The organism is Exiguobacterium sp. s63 (assembly GCF_018617335.1).
GTDB lineage: Bacteria > Bacillota > Bacilli > Exiguobacteriales > Exiguobacteriaceae > Exiguobacterium.
In genome coordinates this window covers 137,992-160,021 of record NZ_JACSKB010000001.1, presented here as the reverse complement: position 1 = coordinate 160,021, position 22,030 = coordinate 137,992, and the positions used below count along the sequence as shown (strand labels likewise).

Here is a 22,030-nt window from a genome sequence, read left to right as displayed (position 1 = left end):
GCACCCGTCTCTCACGTCCGCTACAATGGTACGTATGCGGATTAGAGAAAGGACAGATTACAATGAAATCATCTATATACGGGTTGACGTTCGATCAACTCACAAACGAGTGTACGGAAGCGGGATACGGTGCCTTCCACGCACGTCAAGTTTGGGACTCGCTCTACATCGACCGGGTCAAATCGATGGACGACCTCAACGTACGTGATGAGGTGCGTAATTACTTAACAGAGAAATATGTCATCTCGACACAAGAACTGTTCGTCAAACAAGAAGCGGGCGACGGGACGGTCAAATTCTTACTTAAATTACATGACGGGCACTACATCGAGACGGTGCTCATGCGTCACAAATACGGACGTTCGGTCTGTGTGACGACTCAGGTCGGTTGTAACATCGGCTGTAGCTTCTGTGCGAGCGGCTTGTTGAAAAAGACGCGTGACTTGACGGCGGGTGAGGTCGTCGAGCAAATCATGACCGTCCAACACTTCCTCGATGAAGAGGGTGAAGGGGACCGCGTCAGCCATATCGTCGTCATGGGAATCGGCGAACCGTTCGATAACTTCGACAACTTGGTCGACTTCTTGCGTGTCGTCAAAGATGAGCGTGGACTTGCGATCGCCCCACGTAAGATCAACGTGTCGACGAGTGGTCTCGCGGATAAGATTTACAAGTTCGCAGACCTTGATCTACGTATCAACTTGGCGCTCTCTCTGCATGCGCCAAACGATGAATTACGTACACGTATCATGAAAATCAACCGGGCGTTCCCGCTCGATAAACTCATGCCATCGATTCGTTACTACGTCGAGAAGACGAACAAACGAATCACGTTCGAGTATATCCTACTCTCGAAAGTGAACGATTTACCGGAACATGCGGAAGAACTCGCTGACTTGATTGAAGACATCAAAGACAAGTCTTACATCAATTTGATTCCATACAACCCGGTCAACGAGCACATCCAATATGAGCGAAGCACGCCTGAGGACATCATGGCGTTCTACGACATCTTGAAAAAACGTGGCGTCAACACAGGTGTCCGTCTCGAACACGGGACAGATATCGATGCGGCATGCGGACAACTCCGCAGTAAGCATATGAACGTCGAAGGCGCGAAGTAAAAAATGGCCTCTCCGAATCTCGGGGAGGCCATTCGTTTACCATTTTTGCCCGACATATTGAATCACAGCTGATTCGCCGTGATGGAGCGTGCCTTCTTCTCGCCAGACGACCGTCTCGTGTAAGACGAGCGGTACGAAATCGTCCTCTAGTTGGCGGAACATCTCTTCGGTGTATAGAAGTGAGGCATCTTTTGGTCCGCCTGTCCCGTAATCAAGTTGATGTGTAGAGTAAACTTCAGTCAGGAATACGCCACCAGGTCGAAGCGTTTGTTGGATACCCGTGAACACCTTTTCTCTGACATGTGGACGAAAGTGGCCAAAGATACAGAGGACCATGTCATACGCCTCGTTTGGCCAGTCCGCTTCATTCAAGTCAATCTGTTTCGTCTGAATGGACACGTTTCGTGACGTCGCCAAGCGCTTCGCCTTTTCGAGCCCCACTTTCGAAGCGTCCCACATTTCGACTTCATAGCCGAGCGTGGCGAGCCATACCGCGTTTCGACCTTCCCCCTCGGCGATGGCCAATACACGTTTCCCTCCAAGCTGGCGAGATGTGACCCATTCGCGTAAAAAGTCGTTTGGCTCTGTCCCATACACATATTCTTCCGAACTAAATCGTTCATCCCATTTCGACAAGCCATTCACTCCCTCGCTACGTTTCTTTCACTATAGCAGACCGAACGGACGACGGTGAAAATCCATCACGATTTTCTGGATTCATGCATAGTCCCGATGCGAGAGGGGAATAGATTTCTGAACTAATGGATAGAGTGGAGGCTAAGTGATGGAGAAAGTAGATGCGTCGTTGTGGATTCGTGTACGAAATACGCTTGGTGAAGGTCCGTGTTGGGATGCCGAGCTGAAGCGGTTTTATTGGGTAGATATCGAAAGCCATACGTTGTGGTGGTATGACGAACGTGAGGATGAAATCTCGTCGTTTGAAGTCGGAAAACAAGTCGGTTTCGTCATTCCGAAAGTGACGGATGGCGTTGTCCTCGGTTTGAAGGACGGCATTTATGAGTGGGATGAGATCAATCGGGACTTGAAGAAGATTGTCGAGTTGGATGATCCGGACGGTCAATTGCGGTTCAATGACGGAAAAGCCGATCCATACGGTCGAATCTTCGCCGGAACACTTCATCTCGAAGACAAAGAGAATCAAGCGACATTGTATCGTGTCGATCGGGATGGGACGACGACGACACTCATGGATGAGCTCACACTTTCGAACGGGTTGACGTGGTCTCCTGACCATTCCGTTTTTTATCATATCGATACACCGACTGAAACGATTCGCCAATATGATTTTGACATGAAGGCCGGCACATTATCGAACGGAAAGGTCGTCATCGATTTCGCGGACGAGGATGGTTTCCCAGATGGTATGACATCGGATACGGAAGGATGTCTATGGATTGCGCATTACGCCGGGAGTAAAGTATCTCGCTGGAATCCATCAACCGGTGAAAAGCTGTTAGAAGTTCACGTTCCTGCACCGAATGTCACATCCTGCGCCTTCATCGGGGATGGGCTCAATCGATTGGCCATCACGACGGCTCGTGAGGGGATGGATGAGGAAGCGTTAGCCGAATATCCGGATGCTGGATCGGTATTTATCATCGATACAGAGGTGAAAGGGATGCCGCTTTATCGCTTTGGGCGTTGAGGAGGACATGTAATGGTGAAACGACTGTTAGTTCGAGCGGGTATTGGGTTGGCAGTTGCGGCAGCGGTCAAGATGGGGATTCAAAAGTTGCAAGAAAATCGAGCGCGGGAAGAAGAACATTCTTATCTCGACCCAAAATGGGACGAGGTGCCGAGTGTCGATTCTGACAAGGACGAGGATGAGGTCGGGTTGACGCAACTCGACTCCATCTATCGGGCGGAGTGGCAAGCGAACGCCTATCCCCGCTCGGAAGCAGAACGAAAAGCGTTGGAAGAATAAGAGCATGTTTTTCAAAACACGTCCGTATGGCGTGTTTTTTTGTTGACAAATCGAATCAGTCGTTTCAATATGTAAAAAGTAATGATTACGATTTAATGGAGGTTCACTAACATGAAACGAATTCCAATCACGGTACTCTCGGGTTATCTTGGTAGCGGAAAGACGACACTGCTCAACCACATCTTACATAACCGGGAAGATAAAAAATATGCGGTCATCGTGAACGATATGAGCGAGTTGAACATCGATGAGAAATTGATTGAACAGGGTGGTTTCTCCCGTACCGATGAAAAATTAGTCGAACTCTCGAACGGGTGCATCTGTTGTACGCTCCGTGAGGATTTGCTGACAGCGGTCTATGAGTTGACAAAGGATCGCGACCTCGATGGCATCATCATCGAGTCTTCTGGTATCTCTGAACCGATTCCCGTTGCGCAGACGTTCACGTATGCCGATGATGCGCTCGGAATCGATTTGACGAGCCGTGTCTATATCGATGCGATGGTCACCGTCGTCGATGCGTACCGCTTCTTCAAAGATTTCAATTCTGGTGAATCGCTCATGGAACGTCAACAAGCCGTCGATACAGGAGATGTCCGTGAAGTCGTCGACCTACTCGTCGACCAAGTCGAATTTGCGGATATCATCGTGTTGAATAAGGCAGACCGGGTGTCTGAAGCGGAACTGCAGGAGATGAAGGGGCTACTTAAGACACTCAACCCGAGCGCCCGATTATTGACTTCAACATACTCCGACGTAGCGTTAGACGATCTACTCGACGTCCAGTTGTTCGATTTCGATCAGGCGATGCGCGCGGCGGGATGGATTCAAGAACTTGAGGCAGAAGAACATACGCCGGAAACGGAGGAGTATGGCATCAGCTCGTTCGTCTACCGTCGTCGTCGACCGTTCCACCCTGAGCGCTTGATGAATTGGATGGAGCACTATCCTGAAGAAATAGTCCGTGCCAAAGGCTTCTTGTGGATCGCGTCACGGAACGACCTTGCCTGTCTCTTCTCCCAGGCCGGATACGCATCGACGCTCGAACATGCCGGTCGTTGGTTAGCGACCCTTCCGGAGAGTGAACGAGAGGCCATGTTCGCCTCAGAACCTGAACTGCGTGAAGATTACATCGAGCCGTACGGAGACCGACAGAACGAATTGGTCCTCATCGGTCAACGAATGGACCGGGAGGCGGTCGAGCAATCACTTGACGCCTGCTTGTTGACGGATGAGGAGATGGTAGCGGAGTGGGATTCGTTCCATGACCCACTTCCTGGTACTGGCCAACTCGTCACCTATTCAGATTGACCGTTTACAAACTGACAAAACATCGCTATACTGTGACTGCATAAGTAACCGCATATCAATGACTGCACTAGGGGTGCCTCGGCTGAGATGTGAGCATGGCTCCGATCCCTTATAACTCGATCCAGGTAATACTGGCGTGAGGAAGTGCGGCACTTTCTCTATGCAAGTTTGTATAGATTTTGTTGCTGCATTCTCATGAATGCGGCTTTTTTTATGCAAACACATATAGAGGGGGAAACAAGATGAATGAATCATGTGGCACGAGTCCGATTGTCGGATTTCGCTTCACGCTTAGCCCGATGACAGATGACTTTGTCGGGACGATCAAAGGGGCATTGAAAGGAACGAATATGACGGGTGTGTGGCGACATACGGATGACGTGTCGACCGTGATCCGAGGTCGCGCCGAGCACGTATTCGACGTCGCAAGGACCGTGTTGAGCCTGGCTTCGAAGGAAGGACGCCATGTCTCGATGAGCGGAACCTTCTCTGTCGGATGTCCGGGAGATTCGGCAGGGGATGAGGCGCTCGAGGCACCACCACAACCATTGAACGGAATTTCAAGAGAACAGTATGTCTCGTCACAGTTCGCGCTTTATCCGATGGGGGCGGAGCACTACATGGATCTCATCTATGATGAAATCGAGCAAGCGAAACAGGCGGGTGTCTATAATGACTCCATGCACTACGCGTCAGGCATTCATGGGAACTTAGATGATGTGTTCTCGTATTACGAGGCGGCGTTCAACCGGACGCGCGAAAAGAATCGCCACGTCGTCATGACGGTGACGTTCAGTGTGAACAGTCCGTCACATGGAGGTCAACATGCTTAAATCGTGGAAATTGAAAGAGGTCGTCCTCGTCTCCGTATTGTCTGTCGTCTTTGCCGTCGTCTACTTATTGTTTGTCCATATCGGGAACTTATGGGCAGGGTTGATTGGACCGATCGCCTATGAGTGGATCTTCGGTATCTGGTTCATCGTGTCAATCATTTCGGCGTATATCATCCGGAAGCCGGGTGCTGCCTTCATCTCGGAAGTGATGGCAGCGACGATTGAGATGTTGATTGGAAATGCGATCGGACCCCGCATCATCTTGGTCGGCATCGTCCAAGGTCTTGGGGCGGAAGCTGTCTTTGCGATGACGGGCTATCGTCGATATGAGCTATGGGTTCTCATGCTAGCTGGATTTGGCTCGGCCGTCACGAGTTTCGTGTACACCTACTTCATGAGCGGATTTGCGATGCTTGAACCGGGATATGTGGCGACGATGTTCGGGCTGCGGGCGGTCAGTGGCATGGTCATCGCAGGAATCGGTGGGAAGTTGCTCAGTGACCTGTTGCTCAAGACGGGGTCGCTTCGTGGCTATGCGATCGCTCGGAGTGGGAACGTCCATGGTTGAGACAGAATCGCTTTCATTCCGGTTCCCCGAGAGTCAGGACACCATCATCAAAGATGTGTCACTATCCATTAAACCTGGGCGCACGATTTTGACAGGAGCGAGCGGAAGCGGGAAGTCGACCCTGCTCGCGCTGTTCAACCGTCTCTATCCAGAGAATTGTGATGGAATCCTTGAAGGCAGACTCGAACTATTGGGTCGCTCACACGACGACTACGAACCAGGTGAGATCAATCAGCGGGTCGGGACTGTATTCCAAGACCCGGACACGCAGTTCGTGATGGAACGGGTGGACGAAGAACTCATCTTCACACTCGAAAATTTGCAGACGCCGGTCGAGGTCATCGATCAGCGCGTGACGGAGATTCTCGAGTCACTCCAACTGACTGATTACCGAAATCGTCACATCGATTCCTTGTCAGGCGGGGAGAAACAGCGGATCGCCGTCGCTTGCGCCCTGGTCGGACAACCGGAATGGTTGCTTCTCGATGAGCCGTTGACACACCTTGACCCAGTGACCGCGAATCGATTCGTCGACTGGCTCGATCACTTGGACAACGTGAACGTCATCGTCGTCGAACATCGCGCGCACTTATGGGGAGACTTTTTTGATTGGCATATCGAACTCGATCAAGGGCGGATTGTACGGAACGAACCGTTTCAACCGGTCGATGATTTTTCATTCACACGAACTTCTGCATCACAACAAGAAGGCGAGCACTATGTGGTCGACGAGGTGGTGCGCGACACATTTCGATTAAAAGGCGTGACCCTAACAGCTCGTATTGGGGAAGTGATCGCCATATTGGGTCCAAATGGGAGCGGGAAGTCGACGTTTTTACGAAGTTTGACGGAGAGTGATCGCCGAGTCGGACTTGTCCCTCAATCTCCGGAACACTTATTTTTCATGTACTCGGTCGAGCAAGAACTACAGTTTGGTCATGAGGAGTCGATTGATATCGTATTGGAGGAGCTATCCCTTGCGGATAAACGGTCTCTTCATCCACTATCGCTCAGTCATGGACAGAAGCGACGACTCGCCGTCGGGATCCAGTTACTTTCAAACAAACAGTTGCTTGCCTTCGATGAACCGACGGCAGGGCAGGATGAACCGGCACTCCATGCCCTTGAGAAATTGATGAAGCGACATGCGGATAAGGGACAGACCATCTTGTTCGTGACCCATGACTTATCGTTCGCCCATATCGCCAATACGTTCTATTTGATGAAGGATGGGGAACTCTCAGGACCATTCGGGGATGAGCTTTGGGAGGACACGGAGAGACTTCGTCGTTATCGACTAGCGGGAGGTCGAGAGCGATGTCACTCCATGATATGAATCCGACGATCAAGTTTGGGACGATGACGATCATCATGTTCGGGTTGGCCTTGTTTTATAACCCGTGGACCCCGCTCGTCATCATTGTCGGTACATTGACGATTCAATTTCTGGCGACAGACGTGTCCTGGAAGAAGTGGAGCCTGTTCTTGATCCCATTTCTCGTCACGGCGATTGGGACGTTTTGGACGACGCTCGTGTTTGGGAAGGAGCTCGGAGGAGAGACGTGGGTGACCCTTCTTGGTCAAGACATTTCAAAAGAAGAGGCACGCGTCGCTACGTCTCTTAGTCTGCGTGTGTTGGCATTCACCGTACTGTCGCTCCTCTTCATGTTGACGACCGATTCGAAACGTTTCGTCATGAGTTTGATGCAACAGGCGAGGCTTTCGCCGACGATTGCCTATAGCGCGCTCGTCGGATTCCGTTTCCTCCCGTTAATGCAACGGGAGATGCATCAGCTTCAATACGCGCATCGTCTACGCGGTGTTCCGCTCGATACGAAATGGGAACGGATCCGACATGTACCGAAACTACTTCTCCCGCTGTTGGCAGGTTCGATTCGACGTGCTGAACGTGTCGCCTTCTCGATGGAGGCGAGGGGGTTCACAAGTGGAAAACGGACCGTCTATGAGCGGATTGACGTCAAACCGTCCGATTACATATGGTCCGGTATATTTTTCATACTGTTCGGCCTTTCCATTTTGATCGGCATATGAAAAGACGACTCACGGAGATTCGTCAGCTTGTTGACAAATAACATGTTCGAACTCGTCCTTCCGGCGCCCACGCTTTCCACAGGCAATCCCGGAGCCGCATCGCGACTGAAGTCACTGCTGGGTCTCCGTTGGATTGCGTTCCTGTAGGAGTCGGGGCGCCGTAGGACGAGTCACACGAATGGCCAACACTTGTAGTGCTCATTTAGCTATTTTCTGTGGCTCCTCGTCTTCCAAAGAAATAGCCTGATCTATTCTTCGAAACGGTCTAAGCGAAGAAATAAGTTGGTAAACGCTACGTCCACTTCGCAAAGAATGCCTCAATCTCGTTAAACATAAAAAAAGAATCAAATCGCACATGGCGATTTGATTCATCAACAGCCTGAGACGACTCACGGAGAGTCGTCTTTCTTCGTTTCTTTCACGATGCGGAACTTCGGTTTGACCGATTCATTGTTGAACGCCTCAAGGACGGTGTTTTCATTCGCCATTCGAATCTGTTGTGGTTCGCCTTTAGCTGTCGTACCGATGCAATACATATTTGCCTCATAATCCGCAAAGAGCGACTTATAAGATGTCGCGTGATGCATCAATCGACCTGGTGAACCCCAACCGACGATAATCATCCCGCCACTGGCCTCTACTTCTTGAAGCGTCTCTTCGACGTAATGATAGTTCGTCTCATCGAGCTGCGATTCCACATATGGAAGATTATCATTGACGGCGAGCGTCGGAACGAGGCTGATGACACGCATCTCTCGTATTGGGTGGGTCAAATGATTTTGCATCAGCATATAAGCACGCTGTGTCGTCGTGCCGGACAAAAAGGCATCGCTCATCCGCGGTGAATAAATGATGACGGCGCAGATGACCCCGTCCTCCACGTCGGTGAATTCATACGTTCGCATATAACGTTTCGTTTTATCTTCATTGAAGATTGATTTGACGCGGATGGTTACTTCTTCTACATGCGTATTCATTTCCATTCCTCACTTTTTCATGTAAGCATCAGCCGAGTGTCTTAAACCACTCGATATAACGAATTGTGTAATAAGCGACATGTTGACTAAATGTGTCACGTTCATCTGGCATATACGTGATCCCGGATTCATAGTTTTCGAAGTATGTCATCACATCATTGACGTACTGCTCACTTCGGTTGTATTCATAGATGGCGTTACGAATCGATGAGATTGAATCAGATGTTCTGCCTCCATGCTCACTTAAATAATACGCCGCTGTATGGGCAGAATCAACCAAGCTATGTGGATCTGCTTTTCCATCCCCATTGCCATCGCGACCGAGTCCTCCATATTGTTCAATCAATGAGAGGTCTGTCAAATCGACTTCGTCTTCTGGGACATCGCCTTTTACGTCATCGGTATCATATTCCCATCCTAGCCACGTACGAGGCATGAATTGAAAGGGACCGATTGCACCGACAGATGATCGCATCGAGGAACTATGCGAAAAGATCGTCTCTACACGATGTACGGCTGCAAGTAATCGCCAATCGACGTCGTACGTTTCAGCCGCGTCTTGATAGATGTCGATATGTGTATTCGGGACACCATGTTCCCCGTAGTACACACGATATAATCCATTATTCACTTTATCATGTTGACCGAGCCAGCCGACTGCACCGAGCAATAGCACGAGTACAATGATGAAACCGGTCAGTCGCAGCATCATTCGCTTCAAGATACCGCCTCCTAGCTTTTAGACAATACCCGAATAGTGTAGCATATAGCTAAGAGGAAGGACAGGAGTGGATATGGATGCTCGAACGACTCGTTTTTTCAGCCATCATCGGCTATATGCTGATTGTTCAAATCTTCAATGCGAGATTAATTCGCCCCTTAATCGAAACGAAAGGACGTACTTGGGTATATGAACAGACTGTAAAATCAGCTTGGGGGCTCAGTTTATTAATCGTTGCCCTCATATTCTTATTTCAAGTACCGCCATCTGAAGTTGGATTAAGATTGGCGCCAGAACCCGGCAACGAAGGGGCATGGCAAGTCTTTTATTTATCATGCATCCTTGTTACCTTTACGCTCGTCTTCTATTTACTAGTCAAAACTTCTGCCAGACTTCGAAATACCTTGCGCCCATACTATGAACTGGACTTAGAGAAACTGCTCCTCCCCCGAACTAAATCTGAAGAACAGGCTTGGAGTGCCGTCTCGGTCACAGCAGGCGTGACCGAGGAATTCATTTTCAGAGGAGTGCTCTTGTATACGATCACGCTCTATATAGAAGCGCCGAACCTGACGCTCGCCGTCATCGGAGGTGCACTGTTCGGTATGGCCCATGCCTATCAAGGGATTAAAGGAGTCCTCACGACGGGCGTCGTCGGTTTCGGACTCGCTCTCCTTTATCTAGGAATGGGTGTATTATGGCCGGTTATGGTGATTCATGTACTCCTTGACTTAATTGCCGGCCCAATCCATGTCGATACAAAAAGTTCGTGACTGCCTCTTCGTAGCCGGCAGCGTCCTTGATGATACAATCGGTATGTTCGGCACCGTCAATCAATTTTATATCGTTTGTCCGGTTTAAAGCGTTCATCTCGACTGACATCCAAGTTGGAACGAAGTCGTCTTTTGAGCCGTGAACGAACAAGATGGGGGTCGTCGTTTCCGTGACGGCCTTTTTAGGCTGAACTTGATTCATGGTGAACCCGGCGCGAGACCATAAGAAATAATTGATTCCTGGTAGGAAAAGCTCGGCAGGGATGTGGTGTAACTCCTTCAATTGATAACGCATCAATTGTTTCATATCATCAAACGGACACTCCGCGATAGTGAAATCTACTTCGGTGAGCGGGGTCGTCTGTAAAACGGTCGCAGCACCCATCGATACACCATGGAGACCGACCGTCTCGACCGTTTCATTTTCTCTTAACCAGTCAACCCAATCGATCATATCGATTTTTTCGTGATACCCATATGATGCGTACACTCCTTCAGACTCCCCATGTGAACGTAAATCGACGGCGAGTAAGTTGAATCCGAGCCGGTGGAACATGGCGAGGTGAGGTGCCATGAAACTATGAGATGCCGTATATCCATGGACGAATACGATCCATTTTGTCGAACCTTCATTCCGATAAATACGACCGTAGAGACGGTAATCATCGCGCGATTGAATCGAGACATGCTCGAATGGGACGTCATGATAGAATGTACGATCCTCATCCGTATACGGAGCAAGTAACATCTCCGGTGTCTTCCGCTTTCCTCTCGTCATTCGCTTAAAGGCGTAATAACTGACCGCATAATAACCTGTGAATAATGATGCTAATCCAATTTGCCATTTTCGTTTCAAAAAGACCGACCCCTTTCATCGTTATTGTACCCGAAAGATACAGATGAGGTCCTCTTTTCTTACATAAGAAGGAAGTATAAGTAGCATAAACGGCTATCATCAAGACAACACGATGCTTCGAGCGACGTGCTCATTAGCGATATCATGAAGTGACAATTAAGAGAGGTGAGGGATGTTATGGGGAGGATAGATATCTTTCAAATGATTCAACAAGTACTGAGCAATCGGGAGGGGACACTAGATCGAGGAGTAACATTTTCATGGACGTGCGAGGGAGATGATCGAGTGGTCGGTCTGGTGTTCGACTTGTTGCTAGACCGTTACTTTTTCTATAACAAAACGACCCTCCTGACCGAGGTTCAAGAGATTGCGCGTCTAGTCGGGTGTCGACCGGCTGAAATCGTCCGCGCATTCTCCTGCCTCTCGGGGATTCAACTCGAATCGAATCATATCACCGAACGACTGATGACGATTGAAGAAGCGGCCGTCTCGGAGGAGGGGGCAATCAGCGTCACCATTCGCCTGGGTGGATGGCTCACTTATCAATTGCATCAAATCTGTCTTCGTGATGCCGTTCTTCCTTGTTGACTTCGGTCAAGGTACCGTCAATCACGCGAAGGACACGATCACACACATCGAGCATCCGTTCATCATGTGTGATGACGACGACACGTCTCCCTTCTTCATGAGCCTGTTCGGCTAATAGTTCCATCACACGACGTCCATTCTCATAGTCTAGACTCGCTGTCGGTTCATCTGCCAAAATGAGCTGCGGGGAGTTGACCAACGCCCGTGCGACGGCGACTCGTTGCTTTTCACCTCCTGATAAGGTCGTCGGGAGTTGGTGCAGACGGTGTCCTAAGCCGAGGTTGGTCAATAGTTGTTTCGCATCGATTTTTCTTTTCTCCTGAATCAATTCAAGTTGTTCTAGCACCGTCAAGTAGGGAATCAGATGAGCCTGCTGAAACACGAACCCGACTTCATGTAGGCGTAACAGACGAAGTGCTTCCTCATCCAATTCGAACACGTCGCGTTCGTCCATGAAGAATGCTCCTTGATCTGGTTTTCGCAATAGTCCGAGGATGTATAACAACGTACTCTTCCCGCTGCCACTCGGACCGACGATGGCGACACATTCGCCTGGTGATACATGTAACTCGATGTCATTCAATACGAGATGACCGTCAAACTGATGTGATACATGGCTTAACCTCATGATGCTTTTCCTCCTATGATTTCAATTGCGTCGACTTGACGGAGTTTCCATAACGGTAGCAATGCGCCGATAACCGATAAAAAGATGAACATGGAGCCGAATAGCGCGACATGACCGAAGTCAATAAGAAACGGTAGGGTCGATGGAATCAACGCGTCGACGATGTACATGATCCCAATCGACGTGGCGACTGCTGCGGAAACGATGACGATGACCTGAAAGAGCAGTGCACGTCCGATGACGCGTGGTGATAAACCGATTGCCTTCAGAATTCCGAGTTCAGGTAATTTTTGAAGCGTGAATAAATAAAAGAAGGCGGTCAAAATAAACGTTCCGATTACGAGTAGAAAGGCACGCATCATTGTGAACGTACTTTGTTCGGCACTATATCCAGGGACCGACTCAATCAAATCTTGTTGACTCATGACGAGCGCATCGGATACCGTAGATTCCGTTCCAATCTCAGCAGATACATATGGACGTTGTTCGGAATGATTTAAATAATCGAACCACGTCTCATTCGTCGTGTACATCACTGGTCCATGACTATAGCGTCCTAGTGACTCACCGGCAATCGTAAACCGGTAGTTGGAAGCGAAGTCGATCAACGGATCACCTGGTCTAAGATTTTCTGAAAGACTAGGATCGAAAACAACCTCACCTTTTCTAAGGGGGGAAACAGGACCGATATTGCTATCTTTTGGAAGAGCGAATAGTGTCACCTCTTCTTTTTTACCGTCAATGGTGACCGTTAGCGGTCGGACGCTCATCGTCTCTTTTGATGTATCCTTCGTGACCTCGATGAACGATCGTGTCAATTGACCTTCTGAGTCCGGATCTAGTCGATAGGTCGTAGCATTCAATTCATGCAGAGCAGAACCGTTATCATATGCGAGGCCGTCTGCTAGCCCTGTGATGAGCGTCGTCAACATGACAATCAATAATGTGATGACGAACAACATGGAAAATTTTCTTTTCTGTCGCCACATCTCTTTCCAACCTAACTGCATAAAAAAACCTCCTTCAAGTGCTGATGAAGGAAGTGTAAGCAATCTTTATGAACAGAATATGAACGACATCAAAAATGTAGATGAATCGTGGTACCGATTCCTATGCTTGATTCGACTGTAATCTTTCCACCATGTAATTCGATGATATCTGATGTGATGGCGAGACCGAGACCGGTCCCCTGACTCGTTCGAGCTTTGTCACCGCGATAGAAGCGATCGAAGAGGTGCTCTTTCGTCTCCTCGTCCATTCCAATCCCTTCATCCGTGAACGAGATGACGAGACCTGGGTCAAGCGTACAAGTGATGTGGATGGTACCTCCATCATGTGAAGCATGGATGGCGTTCACCAGTAAGTTGTTCCAAACTTGTGCGAGTAGAACCGGATCGCTCATCAATTCCGCATCCTGTGGAATATCGGTAACGACGGCAATTCCTTTTTGATCAAGGGCGAAGGCGTTCATTTGAATGACTTCGGATACTGATTGCAGCACATTCACATTTGTCTCGAGGATTGGTGGGTTTTCATCCAATCGTGATAACAGCAGGAGTTGTTTCGTCAATTGGGACAGACGCTTCGTTTCCTGCTCAATGACAAGCGCATATTCCTTCGATTCTCCTTCGGTTTCGTCAGACAATTTCTCAGCATACCCAACTAGGGAGGTCAACGGAGATTGAAATTCATGGGAGACATTCGAAACAAATCGCCGTTGTCTCGCTTCTGTCCGATCAATCTCATTCGACATATATTGAAATTGACGTGCCAACGTCCCAATTTCATCTTGTCGCTCGATGGGGAGGTGTTCCGGAGCTTTACGCATGGCGACGGATGTGGTTGCTTTCGTGAGCGTATGTAACGGACGGACGAGGGACCTTGTCGAAATGGCGATCAAGCCAAATGCTAATAGCGTGACGAGCGCAAAAAATAGACCGACGAACAGATGTAGTTCGCGGATTTGGGCACTCAAATCCGGACGGATAAAGATGACGTCTCCGTTTTCAAGTGTAAATCCATATGTGTTCTTTAATTCGTTATCGAACAATCCGAGCAAGAAGAGATGAAACGGGAAGTCACGCATTCCTTGATAGGGTGACCCATTCCGTACAGATTGGACTACCGAATCAGAGATGGTCTCGTCTCGAAACTCACCGCCAAATCGTTGGCGCTCGTTCGTTGCGTCCACGACGACCAATTGATATCCGGTCGCGGCTAAAAAGGTGTAGAAGGCATCATGATCTAAGTCGGTATGTTCCTCAATATACGACTCTGCCATTTTGGCGACCCGTTCCGTTTTCTCGCTATAGGATGGTTGCCACCACGTATAGTAAGCGACATTACTGACCAATAAGGAGATTGCCCCTGATAAAAGTAAAATCAAAAACATCGTCACGATGATTCGCGTATAAAGAGTTTTCATGCGTTCACCTCAAGCGAGTATCCAACGCCTCGAACGGTACGAATCGTCAGAGCTGGATGGTCGAAACGGTGACGGAGACGTTTGATATGCACGTCGACCGTCCGCTCATCTCCTTCGAAATCAAATCCCCATATGAGTTCAATCAATTCCTCCCGTCGATATACCCTCCCTGGAAACGAGGCTAATTGAAACAAGAGCTCGAACTCTTTTTTAGGGAGATAGAGTAACTGATCGTCTAAACGTACCTCATATTCTCTCAAATCCAAGTGGAGCGGACCGGCTTGAATTTGAGAAGCGGCCGAGCGTTGATATCGACGCGAGACGGCTTGCAATCGGAACAGTAACTCCTCTGGGATGAACGGCTTGGTCACATAGTCGTCTGCCCCGTACTCGAAACCTTGGCGTTTATCCTCCCATTCATCAAGAGCGGTCAAAAGGATGACGGGTATATCGAGAGACGCCTTGAGTCGTCGACACAATTCACGGCCATCAAGCCCGGGGAGCATGATGTCGACAATCGCAGCATCGATCGGATGCATCGTAAAACGTTCTTCGCCTGTCTTCCCATCAGTCGCCGTTATCACCTCATGACCCGCATCCTCGAAGGTCTCCTTCACAAGGCGTAAAATTGATGGATCGTCTTCTACGATGAGTATTCGCATAAATATGTTCCCTTCATCACTAGTTTACGTCAAATGAGGTGACTCTTCGCGAGTCACCTCATGTCGTATTCGTTTCATTCAATTACTTTGTCATATTTTCATGTAGGGCACGGAGTGCGCGGATAAAAGCATCTTTAAAATATTTGTCTTCTTGAGTTTCGAGTGTCTGAATGGCTTTTTGGTCACCATTGCTCGCTTTCACGAGGAGATTGACCACTGTCCCCCAACGCTTCACATGTTCAGGTCGAGGATGGTTCATCGCGGTCGTGAGACTAAACCAGTAAGGTTGATCGCGCCGCTGTAGCGTGGCAATCATTCGTTTTGCGAGAAGGGCTTCTTCTTCAGAAGGAATGGTGGCCGTAGCGAACCATCCGAGCAGTGACGTACTCATCGACTCGAGCTCTTGTTTCATCGAGGATTCGATAGGGAGGCGACCAAAGTCTGTCACGTTGACGAAGACTAATCGGTCTTTCAGATCGATATGGGTGATCCATCCAGATACCGATTTCAGTTTCTCGCGTTCCTTTGATTGAGCTTTACACGTATAACCCTGTTGTTTTCCGATATAAATTCGGAACTGTCCTCGGTCGACATGCTTGTCTACCTTGAATTCGATATCTTGTCCCACTTGAAACGGTTGATTCCGCTTATTCAATGTTTGTCCCTTCTGTAGTTCTGGACGTTTCGAGATGTGACGCAACGCTTCCTGTTCCGTTCGGTCATCTAATGTCCAGAGGTTATGAGGGGTCACGTTTTTAAAACGATGACGTCGAACATAAATATACTGATCGAGTGCCTCCATCGCATCTGCGGAAGTGGAGGTTCCGTTAATAAAGTCATCAGCGATGTCACGTAAGGTGAGGGATTCGAGACGATCGATGTGTCCCGAATAAGGGACGCTTCCGACAACAAACAGCGCAGTCGCAATCAACTCACTTTCACGAGGGGTCAACGGTCGTTTGGCCATGATGCACTTCCTCTCTAACTTCATATGTTCAGTATAACAAAAACATCTTGGACGTTGCGAATTCAACTGACATTTGGAAAAAAATGAGGAGTGGACAGGATTCCCACATTTTATCTCGAATACTCACATGTAGAGAATCCGATGAAGCTATGAAAAGTGAGGTGAGGCGATGAAGCTCTCCATCGAGCCTGGGGATTATGTCGTATTGATAGAAATCAATAAAGAAGTATTAAAATGTGCCTCCCTAGAGGAAGCTGACCAGGCAGATCGCCTACGATATGAATTGGTCGGTCGTATGAGTGAACGTTTGCCTGCGGAAGTCATCGTTCCGTCCATCATCGACTACATCCGCTTCGGAAGCGGGTATATCGGAGATCGAATCGTCTGGAATGCCGAAACAGAGTCTTTTTTTTGTCAGCAATTCGAGACAATTGATGGTTCTCCGCTTGGTGAAGACCTCGAAGGGTTCCGTCCCGACCCGAGTCGAGTCGAACTAGCCCGCTACTATACGTACTTGACAATCGGCCGAATCGTCGAGTTCGATATGTTACACCCGGACGAAACGAGTTATTGGTAAACTTTCCGACAACTTTTTATTCAAAAAAAGGGAAATCTAATCCAAAGTTTGAGATAATAAAATCACTTTGTAAGTTTGGAATGGAGCGGAAGGAATGAAAAAGATTGCCCTTTTGACAGCGCTTGCTCTTTTACTGCCGGTCGGAGTAGATGCTGCGAAACCTGTCATCCTTGAAAAACACGGTTATGTTGTCTCGGAACCACGTGTCACGAGTCAATATTATGTACGTCAAATCGGAACCGATTTGGCTTGGAGTAAAACGCGCGGTGCCTCTGACATCGTCATCGCCTTGATTGATTCTTCGGCTGATCGTAATCATATGGACTTAAAAAACGTACCTCGTGTTGTCAATTCGATGATCGGCCCTTATACGGCTGACGTCCATGGCACGCATACTGCTGGAATTATGGCGGGGAAACATAATCGAGTCGGCATTGCCGGACTTGCACCTAATGTTCGCTATCACTTCTACAACGTATTCTACGGTAAAAACTCGGAATCCACCGATTCATGGACAGTCGCGAAAGCGGTCGATACAGCGGTCGCCAAAGGCGCGACCATTATCAACTTGTCTTTGGGTGGAGATGACTACGATACCCGCTTGGCGACATCCATCAAGCGTGCGCGAGCGAAGGGCGTCATCGTTGTTGCTTCATCCGGAAACGATGGGAAACGTCAGACATCGTTTCCTGCCAGCATGAACGAAGTGATTGCGGTCGGAGCCATCGACTCTCGCCACCGAATTGCGAGCTTTAGCAATATGGATGACCATGTGAGAATCGTCGCGCCTGGGGTGAACATTTTATCACTTGGAGTGAATAATCGCTTTGTCTATATGGACGGGACGTCCATGGCGGCACCGATGGTCACGGCAAGCCTCGCACTCGTGAAATCGATCAATCCATATTTGACACCGGGTGAGGTCGATCATTTACTTGCGAAAATGCCGCGCGCTTCAGGTAAATCGTATACAGAATTAAATACGATGAAGCTGCTTGAAGCAACAGCGCGCCCGATTCATATCTCAACCCCTTCCGTATGGGAGAGTCGATATGTCAAAAACGTTAAACTGAGTGTAATGAATCATTCCAATCTCAAATCAACGTTCTCGTTGTATCAAGGGAGCAAGAAAGTCAAAACGCTCACACCGAACCGATCGTTCACGATGTATTCGAACGGGGACTGGCTACCAAGCGGTCAATATCGAATCGTTGGGCAAGTGACGGACGGAAAATATAAACGTTATACAAGTCGGACGATTGAATACGTCAATACGTTAAAGACCTCGATTTCCGTCGAAGCGACGGACGAGTTGACGTTCACGTTGCACACGACACGAAAAGGCACGGTGACCGTTCTAGATTCAGAGGGCAAGGTGATGTATGAGGCCCTCCATGTCCCTGGCAAGTTTCCTGTAAGAGGAGACACGACTCAGCATCTCACGGTCATCCTTAAACCGACGGACATCCGTGAAAAAGTTGTGACGACAACATATGAACCGCCGATCGTTGAAGAAGACACACCAGTCCTCGAAACGACTTGATCAAAAAAGCCGCTCGCTCCATAAGGAGCGGCGGCTTCGTTTATTTAATCCATGGTGATGGCTTCACCACACCAACGGATACTCGCTTCTAATACGTTTCCTTGGTCATCAATATGCTCGAAACTGAGTTTGCCATCTCGGATGATTTCGCATAAACCGACACGAACCCGATCGCTCCAGCCTCGACGCGTTTCCTTTGTTTCATCGAAAACTGGAATGGCATCTGGAAAACGCTCTTCTAAGTGTGCCAGATTGTGATGGTCAAAATGATAAGACCGTTTTGAGAGTTCGTTCGGTGCTTTAATATCGAACGGTTCAAACCCTCGGACGAGACGATTATTTCGGTAGAAGGCGAACACGCCGTTGTTCGGGTGGAGCACTTTAATGTCATCGATTTCGATTACATAAGTCAGACGTTGAATCCAACCGTTTTTTGCATCCTGATGCATCAAAATCCCTCCTTATTCATTGAACACGCCTTATTTTAGCGCTGACGGGATGTAAAATCAAGTTTCGAATTTCAGTTGTCAACCGCTCGAATTTCCGCTACAATGGTTGAAGTGACTATGAGGTCTGGACAATCGCGGGACGCAAGTTTTGAGGAAAGTCCATGCTCGCACAGCCTGTGATGGCTGTAGTGATCGTGCTACACGAAAAGATAAGTGTAGGCAACGCAAGTTGACGGCAGAAGAAATACCTAAGTCTTCGGATACGGTATACGCTTCTTGAAAGTGCCACAGTGACGGAGTCTGATCGGAAACGTTCAGAGTGGAACGAGGTAAACCCCACGAGCGAGAAACCCAAACTATGGTAGGGGAACTTCCGAACCGGAACCGAACGGAACGGAGGGCGCCGATGTGCGCAGATAGATGATTGTCACTCCATCGTGCCAGGGAGACCGTTATGAGCACCGGAGTACAGAACATGGCTTACAGGACAACATAGTCTCAACTGACAACGACAAGGAGTTCAAGCACATATACTTGAACTCCTTTTTTCATGAACTTTTTAGAATGTACAACATGAATCGACTCAATGTAGAAAGAAGGAGATGTTTAAATGGCGAAACGTAAACTGATTGCGACGGCAGCGATGGGAATCGAGGCACTCGTAGCTAAAGAAGTAAGAGATTTAGGATACACATGTGAGGTCGAGAACGGTCGCGTGTATATCGATGCGGAAATGGAAGACATTCCACGCCTCAACATGTGGTTACGGACTGCAGACCGGGTCAAGCTCGTCGTTGCCGAGTTCAAGGCGACAACGTTTACAGAATTGTTTGACGGTGTGGTGGCGTTGCCATGGACAGACCTCATGCCATGGGACGCGGCGTTCACGGTAGACGGTCGCTCGGTCAAATCGAAACTGTTCTCCATTCGTGACTGCCAGAAGATCACGGAAAAGGCGATTGTCGAAGCGATGCAACGCGGTTATCGCAAAGAAGGGGAGTGGTTGCCGAAGTCAGGGGCGAAATTCCCGATTGAGGTCGCTCTATTGAAAGATGTGGCGACGATCACAATTGATACGTCAGGTCCTCTTCACCGTCGTGGCTACCGTGAATTGCATTCCCAGGCACCGCTTAAAGAAACGATGGCGGCGGCGATGATTCAGTTGACGAACTGGCGTCCGGACATGCCATTTTATGACGTGTTCACCGGGTCAGGTACGCTCGCAATCGAAGCGGCGATGATCGGACGGAACATCGCGCCGGGTATCAATCGCGAATACTTCGCTCAGGACTGGGCATGTATCCCGAAAAAAGCGTGGTATGCGGCCATGAACGAAGCGAATGAGAAAGCGGAGTGGGATAAACCGCTCAAAATCTATGGAATCGACCTTGACCCGCGTATGGTGAAACTCGCGAAAGACAATGCGGAACTCGCCGACGTCCGTGATGCGATCACGTTCGTCCATAGTGACGCAGCCGCATTGAAACCGAAAGAGGAGTACGGCGTCATCATCGGTAACCCACCTTATGGGGAACGTCTCCAGTCAGAAGAAGAAATCATCGACTTGTACGAGCGAATCGGGGAGCAATATGCGAAATACCCTGGTTATAGCGTCTACATGTTGACGAGCTATGAAGACTTCGAGAAAGCGTACGGTCGCCCAGCGACGAAACGTCGTAAACTTTATAACGGTAATATTGAAACGCAGTATTACCAATACTTCGGGAAGCGTCGTCCACGTCCGGACCGTGACGCAAAAGCGAAATCAGAGTAATGAATCCATGACCGCTCAACTGAGCGGTCATTTTCTATTTTCTAGAATGAACTCACTTGTTTCATCTTTCTCCGAACAGGTTATACATAACATATGTATAATAAGAGGGGGACATAAGATGGAAAAGCATACAGTCGAATACCAGTTACACGCGAAAGAACAGAACACTCGCACGGTCGAGGTCGAGATGGATCGGGTACCGGACCTGAATAATCAAGAGGAACTGAATGCGGTGTACCAAATTGTATCAGACGCTATTCGTGAACCGATTACCAGTTTTGAGATTGTATCCATCACGTGAGCCCGAGGCAGTCGCTTCGGGCTTTCTACATATTATTGGAGGAGTGAGTAGATGAATATGTTAGTAGTGGGCATTGGGGATGTCGCCAAAAAAGCATATCTGCCAGTATATGCCGGATTGAAGGATGTCAACGTGTATCTCGTCTCTCGAGATGAACAGAAGTTACAGGACATTAGATCGACTTACCGTTTCAAAGAGGGATATACGGATCTTCAAGCCGTTCCGATGACACAGATCGATGCGGTCATGATTCATTCGACGACAGCTGTTCATTATGAGCAAGCCGAGTATTGTTTACGCCAAGGGAAGCATGTCTTTATCGATAAACCGATCACGTTCACATTTGAAGAGACGGAACGACTCGTTATGCTCGCTAAAGAGAAAGGCGTCCATCTCGTCACGGGATTCAATCGCCGATTTGCGACAGCGACGCAGGCGCTGAACCAAGTAGAAAATAAAAATATGGTTTTCATTCAAAAGAATCGAACGTATAAGCCGGCGACGATTCGTGAATTCGTAATTGAGGACTTTGTACATGTCGTCGATACGCTCCGTTATTTGACCGACCTTCAGCCCGTCGACCGGTTGCGTGTCACTCCTCGGTATGAAGGGGATGTATTGAGACAACTCATGATTCACTTCACGGCAGGAGGGATTGAGGCAATCGGTTGGATGAACCGAGACAACGGTTGTACCGAAGAAGTGATGGAAGTCATGTCACCGACCGTAAAGCGGGTCACCCGTGACGTGGAGCGGATAATCGATTATGGACGAGACGGCATGAGGGAATGGTCACTCGACCCGTGGGAGTCGAACTTGAAGCGTCGGGGATTTGTTGACATGATTGAATCGTTTATCCGACTGCTAAGTGGTGAGAACAACACATCGGTCACTGCCGAAGATAGTCTCGAGACACATCGTCTCTGTGAAGAAATTCTAAGTCATGTACAGTGACC

General features: G+C 48.7%; 25 protein-coding genes, 1 other RNA gene and 1 riboswitch. Of the genes, 16 read left to right on the top strand and 10 right to left on the bottom strand.

Annotated elements, in window-relative coordinates; all coding sequences use genetic code 11:
* The first annotated feature begins 62 nt into the window (after positions 1-62).
* A complete protein-coding gene (gene rlmN / locus KNO90_RS00830; protein ID WP_214740796.1) occupies positions 63-1,124 on the top strand; it encodes a dual-specificity RNA methyltransferase RlmN in 1,062 nt (353 codons plus the stop codon).
* 36 nt (positions 1,125-1,160) lie between these two features.
* Here the strand turns inward: rlmN and KNO90_RS00825 are convergent, their stop codons facing one another.
* The gene (locus KNO90_RS00825; RefSeq protein ID WP_214740794.1) at positions 1,161-1,760 is read right to left on the bottom strand and encodes a class I SAM-dependent methyltransferase; all 600 of its coding nucleotides are present in this window, start codon (positions 1,758-1,760) and stop codon (positions 1,161-1,163) included.
* A gap of 148 nt (positions 1,761-1,908) precedes the next feature.
* On the opposite strand from KNO90_RS00825, the gene KNO90_RS00820 reads away from it, so the two are divergent.
* The 7 genes from KNO90_RS00820 to KNO90_RS00790 all read left to right on the top strand — a co-directional run bounded on the left by KNO90_RS00820 (position 1,909) and on the right by KNO90_RS00790 (position 7,833).
* Positions 1,909-2,790: an SMP-30/gluconolactonase/LRE family protein gene (locus KNO90_RS00820; protein WP_215112797.1), complete on the top strand. Its 882-nt coding sequence runs from the start codon at positions 1,909-1,911 to the stop codon at positions 2,788-2,790.
* Between the two features lie 12 nt (positions 2,791-2,802).
* A complete protein-coding gene (locus tag KNO90_RS00815) occupies positions 2,803-3,069 on the top strand; it encodes a hypothetical protein (protein ID WP_214740790.1) in 267 nt (88 codons plus the stop codon).
* Positions 3,070-3,180: 111 nt separating this feature from the next.
* A complete protein-coding gene (locus KNO90_RS00810) occupies positions 3,181-4,380 on the top strand; it encodes a GTP-binding protein (protein WP_214740788.1) in 1,200 nt (399 codons plus the stop codon).
* A 59-nt stretch (positions 4,381-4,439) separates the two neighbouring features.
* A riboswitch (TPP riboswitch) is annotated at positions 4,440-4,540 on the top strand.
* Between the two features lie 82 nt (positions 4,541-4,622).
* Positions 4,623-5,213 carry a YkoF family thiamine/hydroxymethylpyrimidine-binding protein gene (locus KNO90_RS00805; protein ID WP_214740786.1) on the top strand — a complete coding sequence of 197 codons (591 nt, stop codon included), beginning with the start codon at positions 4,623-4,625 and terminating at the stop codon, positions 5,211-5,213.
* On the top strand, positions 5,206-5,781 hold the full coding sequence (locus KNO90_RS00800; protein ID WP_012726387.1) for an ECF transporter S component: 576 nt from the start codon (positions 5,206-5,208) through the stop codon (positions 5,779-5,781). The genes KNO90_RS00805 and KNO90_RS00800 overlap by 8 nt, the downstream gene beginning before the upstream one ends.
* Positions 5,747-7,117, top strand: a complete 1,371-nt coding sequence (locus KNO90_RS00795) for an ABC transporter ATP-binding protein (protein WP_251127342.1) — start codon at positions 5,747-5,749, stop codon at positions 7,115-7,117. The genes KNO90_RS00800 and KNO90_RS00795 overlap by 35 nt, the downstream gene beginning before the upstream one ends.
* Positions 7,099-7,833, top strand: a complete 735-nt coding sequence (locus tag KNO90_RS00790) for an energy-coupling factor transporter transmembrane component T family protein (protein ID WP_215112795.1) — start codon at positions 7,099-7,101, stop codon at positions 7,831-7,833. Before KNO90_RS00795 ends, KNO90_RS00790 begins: the two co-directional genes overlap by 19 nt.
* Positions 7,834-8,222: 389 nt before the next feature.
* On the opposite strand, the gene KNO90_RS00785 is transcribed toward KNO90_RS00790, so the two are convergent.
* Together KNO90_RS00785 and KNO90_RS00780 are read right to left on the bottom strand one after the other, a co-directional pair.
* Positions 8,223-8,810 carry a DUF1643 domain-containing protein gene (locus KNO90_RS00785; protein WP_215112794.1) on the bottom strand — a complete coding sequence of 196 codons (588 nt, stop codon included), beginning with the start codon at positions 8,808-8,810 and terminating at the stop codon, positions 8,223-8,225.
* 28 nt (positions 8,811-8,838) lie between these two features.
* Positions 8,839-9,522: a lytic transglycosylase domain-containing protein gene (locus KNO90_RS00780; RefSeq protein ID WP_251125800.1), complete on the bottom strand. Its 684-nt coding sequence runs from the start codon at positions 9,520-9,522 to the stop codon at positions 8,839-8,841.
* Between the two features lie 86 nt (positions 9,523-9,608).
* Here KNO90_RS00780 and KNO90_RS00775 point away from each other — a divergent pair, with 86 nt between their 5' ends.
* Positions 9,609-10,304: a CPBP family intramembrane glutamic endopeptidase gene (locus KNO90_RS00775; RefSeq protein ID WP_215112793.1), complete on the top strand. Its 696-nt coding sequence runs from the start codon at positions 9,609-9,611 to the stop codon at positions 10,302-10,304.
* Here KNO90_RS00775 and KNO90_RS00770 read toward each other — a convergent pair.
* A complete protein-coding gene (locus KNO90_RS00770) occupies positions 10,237-11,160 on the bottom strand; it encodes an alpha/beta hydrolase (RefSeq protein ID WP_215112792.1) in 924 nt (307 codons plus the stop codon). The two genes, KNO90_RS00775 and KNO90_RS00770, sit on opposite strands and share 68 nt — an antisense overlap.
* Before the next feature lie 177 nt (positions 11,161-11,337).
* Here KNO90_RS00770 and KNO90_RS00765 point away from each other — a divergent pair, with 177 nt between their 5' ends.
* The gene (locus KNO90_RS00765; RefSeq protein ID WP_215112791.1) at positions 11,338-11,748 is read left to right on the top strand and encodes a hypothetical protein; all 411 of its coding nucleotides are present in this window, start codon (positions 11,338-11,340) and stop codon (positions 11,746-11,748) included.
* Here the strand turns inward: KNO90_RS00765 and KNO90_RS00760 are convergent.
* The 5 genes from KNO90_RS00760 to KNO90_RS00740 form a co-directional block, all read right to left on the bottom strand.
* Positions 11,696-12,376, bottom strand: a complete 681-nt coding sequence (locus KNO90_RS00760) for an ABC transporter ATP-binding protein (protein ID WP_215112790.1) — start codon at positions 12,374-12,376, stop codon at positions 11,696-11,698. The genes KNO90_RS00765 and KNO90_RS00760 overlap by 53 nt on opposite strands.
* On the bottom strand, positions 12,373-13,386 hold the full coding sequence (locus tag KNO90_RS00755; RefSeq protein WP_215112789.1) for an ABC transporter permease: 1,014 nt from the start codon (positions 13,384-13,386) through the stop codon (positions 12,373-12,375). The genes KNO90_RS00760 and KNO90_RS00755 overlap by 4 nt, the downstream gene beginning before the upstream one ends.
* 68 nt (positions 13,387-13,454) lie before the next feature.
* Complete coding sequence (locus KNO90_RS00750; RefSeq protein ID WP_215112788.1) at positions 13,455-14,801, bottom strand: sensor histidine kinase; 1,347 nt, start codon at positions 14,799-14,801, stop codon at positions 13,455-13,457.
* On the bottom strand, positions 14,798-15,463 hold the full coding sequence (locus KNO90_RS00745) for a response regulator transcription factor (protein WP_214777295.1): 666 nt from the start codon (positions 15,461-15,463) through the stop codon (positions 14,798-14,800). Before KNO90_RS00745 ends, KNO90_RS00750 begins: the two co-directional genes overlap by 4 nt.
* An 82-nt stretch (positions 15,464-15,545) precedes the next feature.
* Positions 15,546-16,430, bottom strand: a complete 885-nt coding sequence (locus KNO90_RS00740; RefSeq protein WP_215112787.1) for a hypothetical protein — start codon at positions 16,428-16,430, stop codon at positions 15,546-15,548.
* A gap of 169 nt (positions 16,431-16,599) precedes the next feature.
* On the opposite strand from KNO90_RS00740, the gene KNO90_RS00735 reads away from it, so the two are divergent.
* Positions 16,600-17,007, top strand: a complete 408-nt coding sequence (locus KNO90_RS00735) for a hypothetical protein (RefSeq protein ID WP_214740760.1) — start codon at positions 16,600-16,602, stop codon at positions 17,005-17,007.
* A gap of 94 nt (positions 17,008-17,101) precedes the next feature.
* Complete coding sequence (locus KNO90_RS00730) at positions 17,102-18,550, top strand: S8 family peptidase (RefSeq protein ID WP_215112786.1); 1,449 nt, start codon at positions 17,102-17,104, stop codon at positions 18,548-18,550.
* Between the two features lie 44 nt (positions 18,551-18,594).
* Here KNO90_RS00730 and KNO90_RS00725 read toward each other — a convergent pair whose 3' ends face one another.
* Positions 18,595-18,999, bottom strand: a complete 405-nt coding sequence (locus KNO90_RS00725) for a hypothetical protein (RefSeq protein WP_214740756.1) — start codon at positions 18,997-18,999, stop codon at positions 18,595-18,597.
* Positions 19,000-19,119: 120 nt separating this feature from the next.
* On the opposite strand from KNO90_RS00725, the gene rnpB reads away from it, so the two are divergent.
* From rnpB to KNO90_RS00705, 4 genes are all read left to right on the top strand, one after another.
* An RNA gene (gene rnpB / locus KNO90_RS00720) (RNase P RNA component class B) lies at positions 19,120-19,487 on the top strand.
* Positions 19,488-19,609: 122 nt separating this feature from the next.
* The gene (locus tag KNO90_RS00715) at positions 19,610-20,773 is read left to right on the top strand and encodes a THUMP domain-containing class I SAM-dependent RNA methyltransferase (protein WP_214740754.1); all 1,164 of its coding nucleotides are present in this window, start codon (positions 19,610-19,612) and stop codon (positions 20,771-20,773) included.
* A gap of 118 nt (positions 20,774-20,891) precedes the next feature.
* Positions 20,892-21,074 (top strand): hypothetical protein, encoded by a 183-nt coding sequence (locus tag KNO90_RS00710; RefSeq protein WP_214740752.1) that lies wholly within the window; start codon positions 20,892-20,894, stop codon positions 21,072-21,074.
* A 51-nt stretch (positions 21,075-21,125) separates the two neighbouring features.
* The gene (locus KNO90_RS00705) at positions 21,126-22,028 is read left to right on the top strand and encodes a Gfo/Idh/MocA family protein (protein ID WP_214740750.1); all 903 of its coding nucleotides are present in this window, start codon (positions 21,126-21,128) and stop codon (positions 22,026-22,028) included.
* The last annotated feature ends 2 nt before the right edge of the window (positions 22,029-22,030 follow it).

Excerpts from the sequence above, each read along its gene's own strand:
- KNO90_RS00725 (WP_214740756.1), bottom strand. The coding sequence starts at position 18,999 with ATGCATCAGGATGCAAAAAACGGTTGGATTCAACGTCTGACTTATGTA.
- KNO90_RS00735 (WP_214740760.1), top strand. The coding sequence starts at position 16,600 with ATGAAGCTCTCCATCGAGCCTGGGGATTATGTCGTATTGATAGAAATC.
- rlmN (WP_214740796.1), top strand. The coding sequence starts at position 63 with ATGAAATCATCTATATACGGGTTGACGTTCGATCAACTCACAAACGAG.
- KNO90_RS00815 (WP_214740790.1), top strand. The coding sequence starts at position 2,803 with ATGGTGAAACGACTGTTAGTTCGAGCGGGTATTGGGTTGGCAGTTGCG.
- KNO90_RS00810 (WP_214740788.1), top strand. The coding sequence starts at position 3,181 with ATGAAACGAATTCCAATCACGGTACTCTCGGGTTATCTTGGTAGCGGA.
- KNO90_RS00790 (WP_215112795.1), top strand. The coding sequence starts at position 7,099 with ATGTCACTCCATGATATGAATCCGACGATCAAGTTTGGGACGATGACG.
- KNO90_RS00760 (WP_215112790.1), bottom strand. The coding sequence starts at position 12,376 with ATGAGGTTAAGCCATGTATCACATCAGTTTGACGGTCATCTCGTATTG.
- KNO90_RS00755 (WP_215112789.1), bottom strand. The coding sequence starts at position 13,386 with ATGCAGTTAGGTTGGAAAGAGATGTGGCGACAGAAAAGAAAATTTTCC.
- KNO90_RS00745 (WP_214777295.1), bottom strand. The coding sequence starts at position 15,463 with ATGCGAATACTCATCGTAGAAGACGATCCATCAATTTTACGCCTTGTG.
- KNO90_RS00775 (WP_215112793.1), top strand. The coding sequence starts at position 9,609 with ATGCTCGAACGACTCGTTTTTTCAGCCATCATCGGCTATATGCTGATT.
- KNO90_RS00750 (WP_215112788.1), bottom strand. The coding sequence starts at position 14,801 with ATGAAAACTCTTTATACGCGAATCATCGTGACGATGTTTTTGATTTTA.
- KNO90_RS00805 (WP_214740786.1), top strand. The coding sequence starts at position 4,623 with ATGAATGAATCATGTGGCACGAGTCCGATTGTCGGATTTCGCTTCACG.
- KNO90_RS00740 (WP_215112787.1), bottom strand. The coding sequence starts at position 16,430 with ATGGCCAAACGACCGTTGACCCCTCGTGAAAGTGAGTTGATTGCGACT.
- KNO90_RS00800 (WP_012726387.1), top strand. The coding sequence starts at position 5,206 with ATGCTTAAATCGTGGAAATTGAAAGAGGTCGTCCTCGTCTCCGTATTG.
- KNO90_RS00780 (WP_251125800.1), bottom strand. The coding sequence starts at position 9,522 with ATGATGCTGCGACTGACCGGTTTCATCATTGTACTCGTGCTATTGCTC.
- KNO90_RS00730 (WP_215112786.1), top strand. The coding sequence starts at position 17,102 with ATGAAAAAGATTGCCCTTTTGACAGCGCTTGCTCTTTTACTGCCGGTC.
- KNO90_RS00715 (WP_214740754.1), top strand. The coding sequence starts at position 19,610 with ATGGCGAAACGTAAACTGATTGCGACGGCAGCGATGGGAATCGAGGCA.
- KNO90_RS00710 (WP_214740752.1), top strand. The coding sequence starts at position 20,892 with ATGGAAAAGCATACAGTCGAATACCAGTTACACGCGAAAGAACAGAAC.
- KNO90_RS00795 (WP_251127342.1), top strand. The coding sequence starts at position 5,747 with ATGCGATCGCTCGGAGTGGGAACGTCCATGGTTGAGACAGAATCGCTT.
- KNO90_RS00765 (WP_215112791.1), top strand. The coding sequence starts at position 11,338 with ATGGGGAGGATAGATATCTTTCAAATGATTCAACAAGTACTGAGCAAT.
- KNO90_RS00705 (WP_214740750.1), top strand. The coding sequence starts at position 21,126 with ATGAATATGTTAGTAGTGGGCATTGGGGATGTCGCCAAAAAAGCATAT.
- KNO90_RS00785 (WP_215112794.1), bottom strand. The coding sequence starts at position 8,810 with ATGAATACGCATGTAGAAGAAGTAACCATCCGCGTCAAATCAATCTTC.
- KNO90_RS00820 (WP_215112797.1), top strand. The coding sequence starts at position 1,909 with ATGGAGAAAGTAGATGCGTCGTTGTGGATTCGTGTACGAAATACGCTT.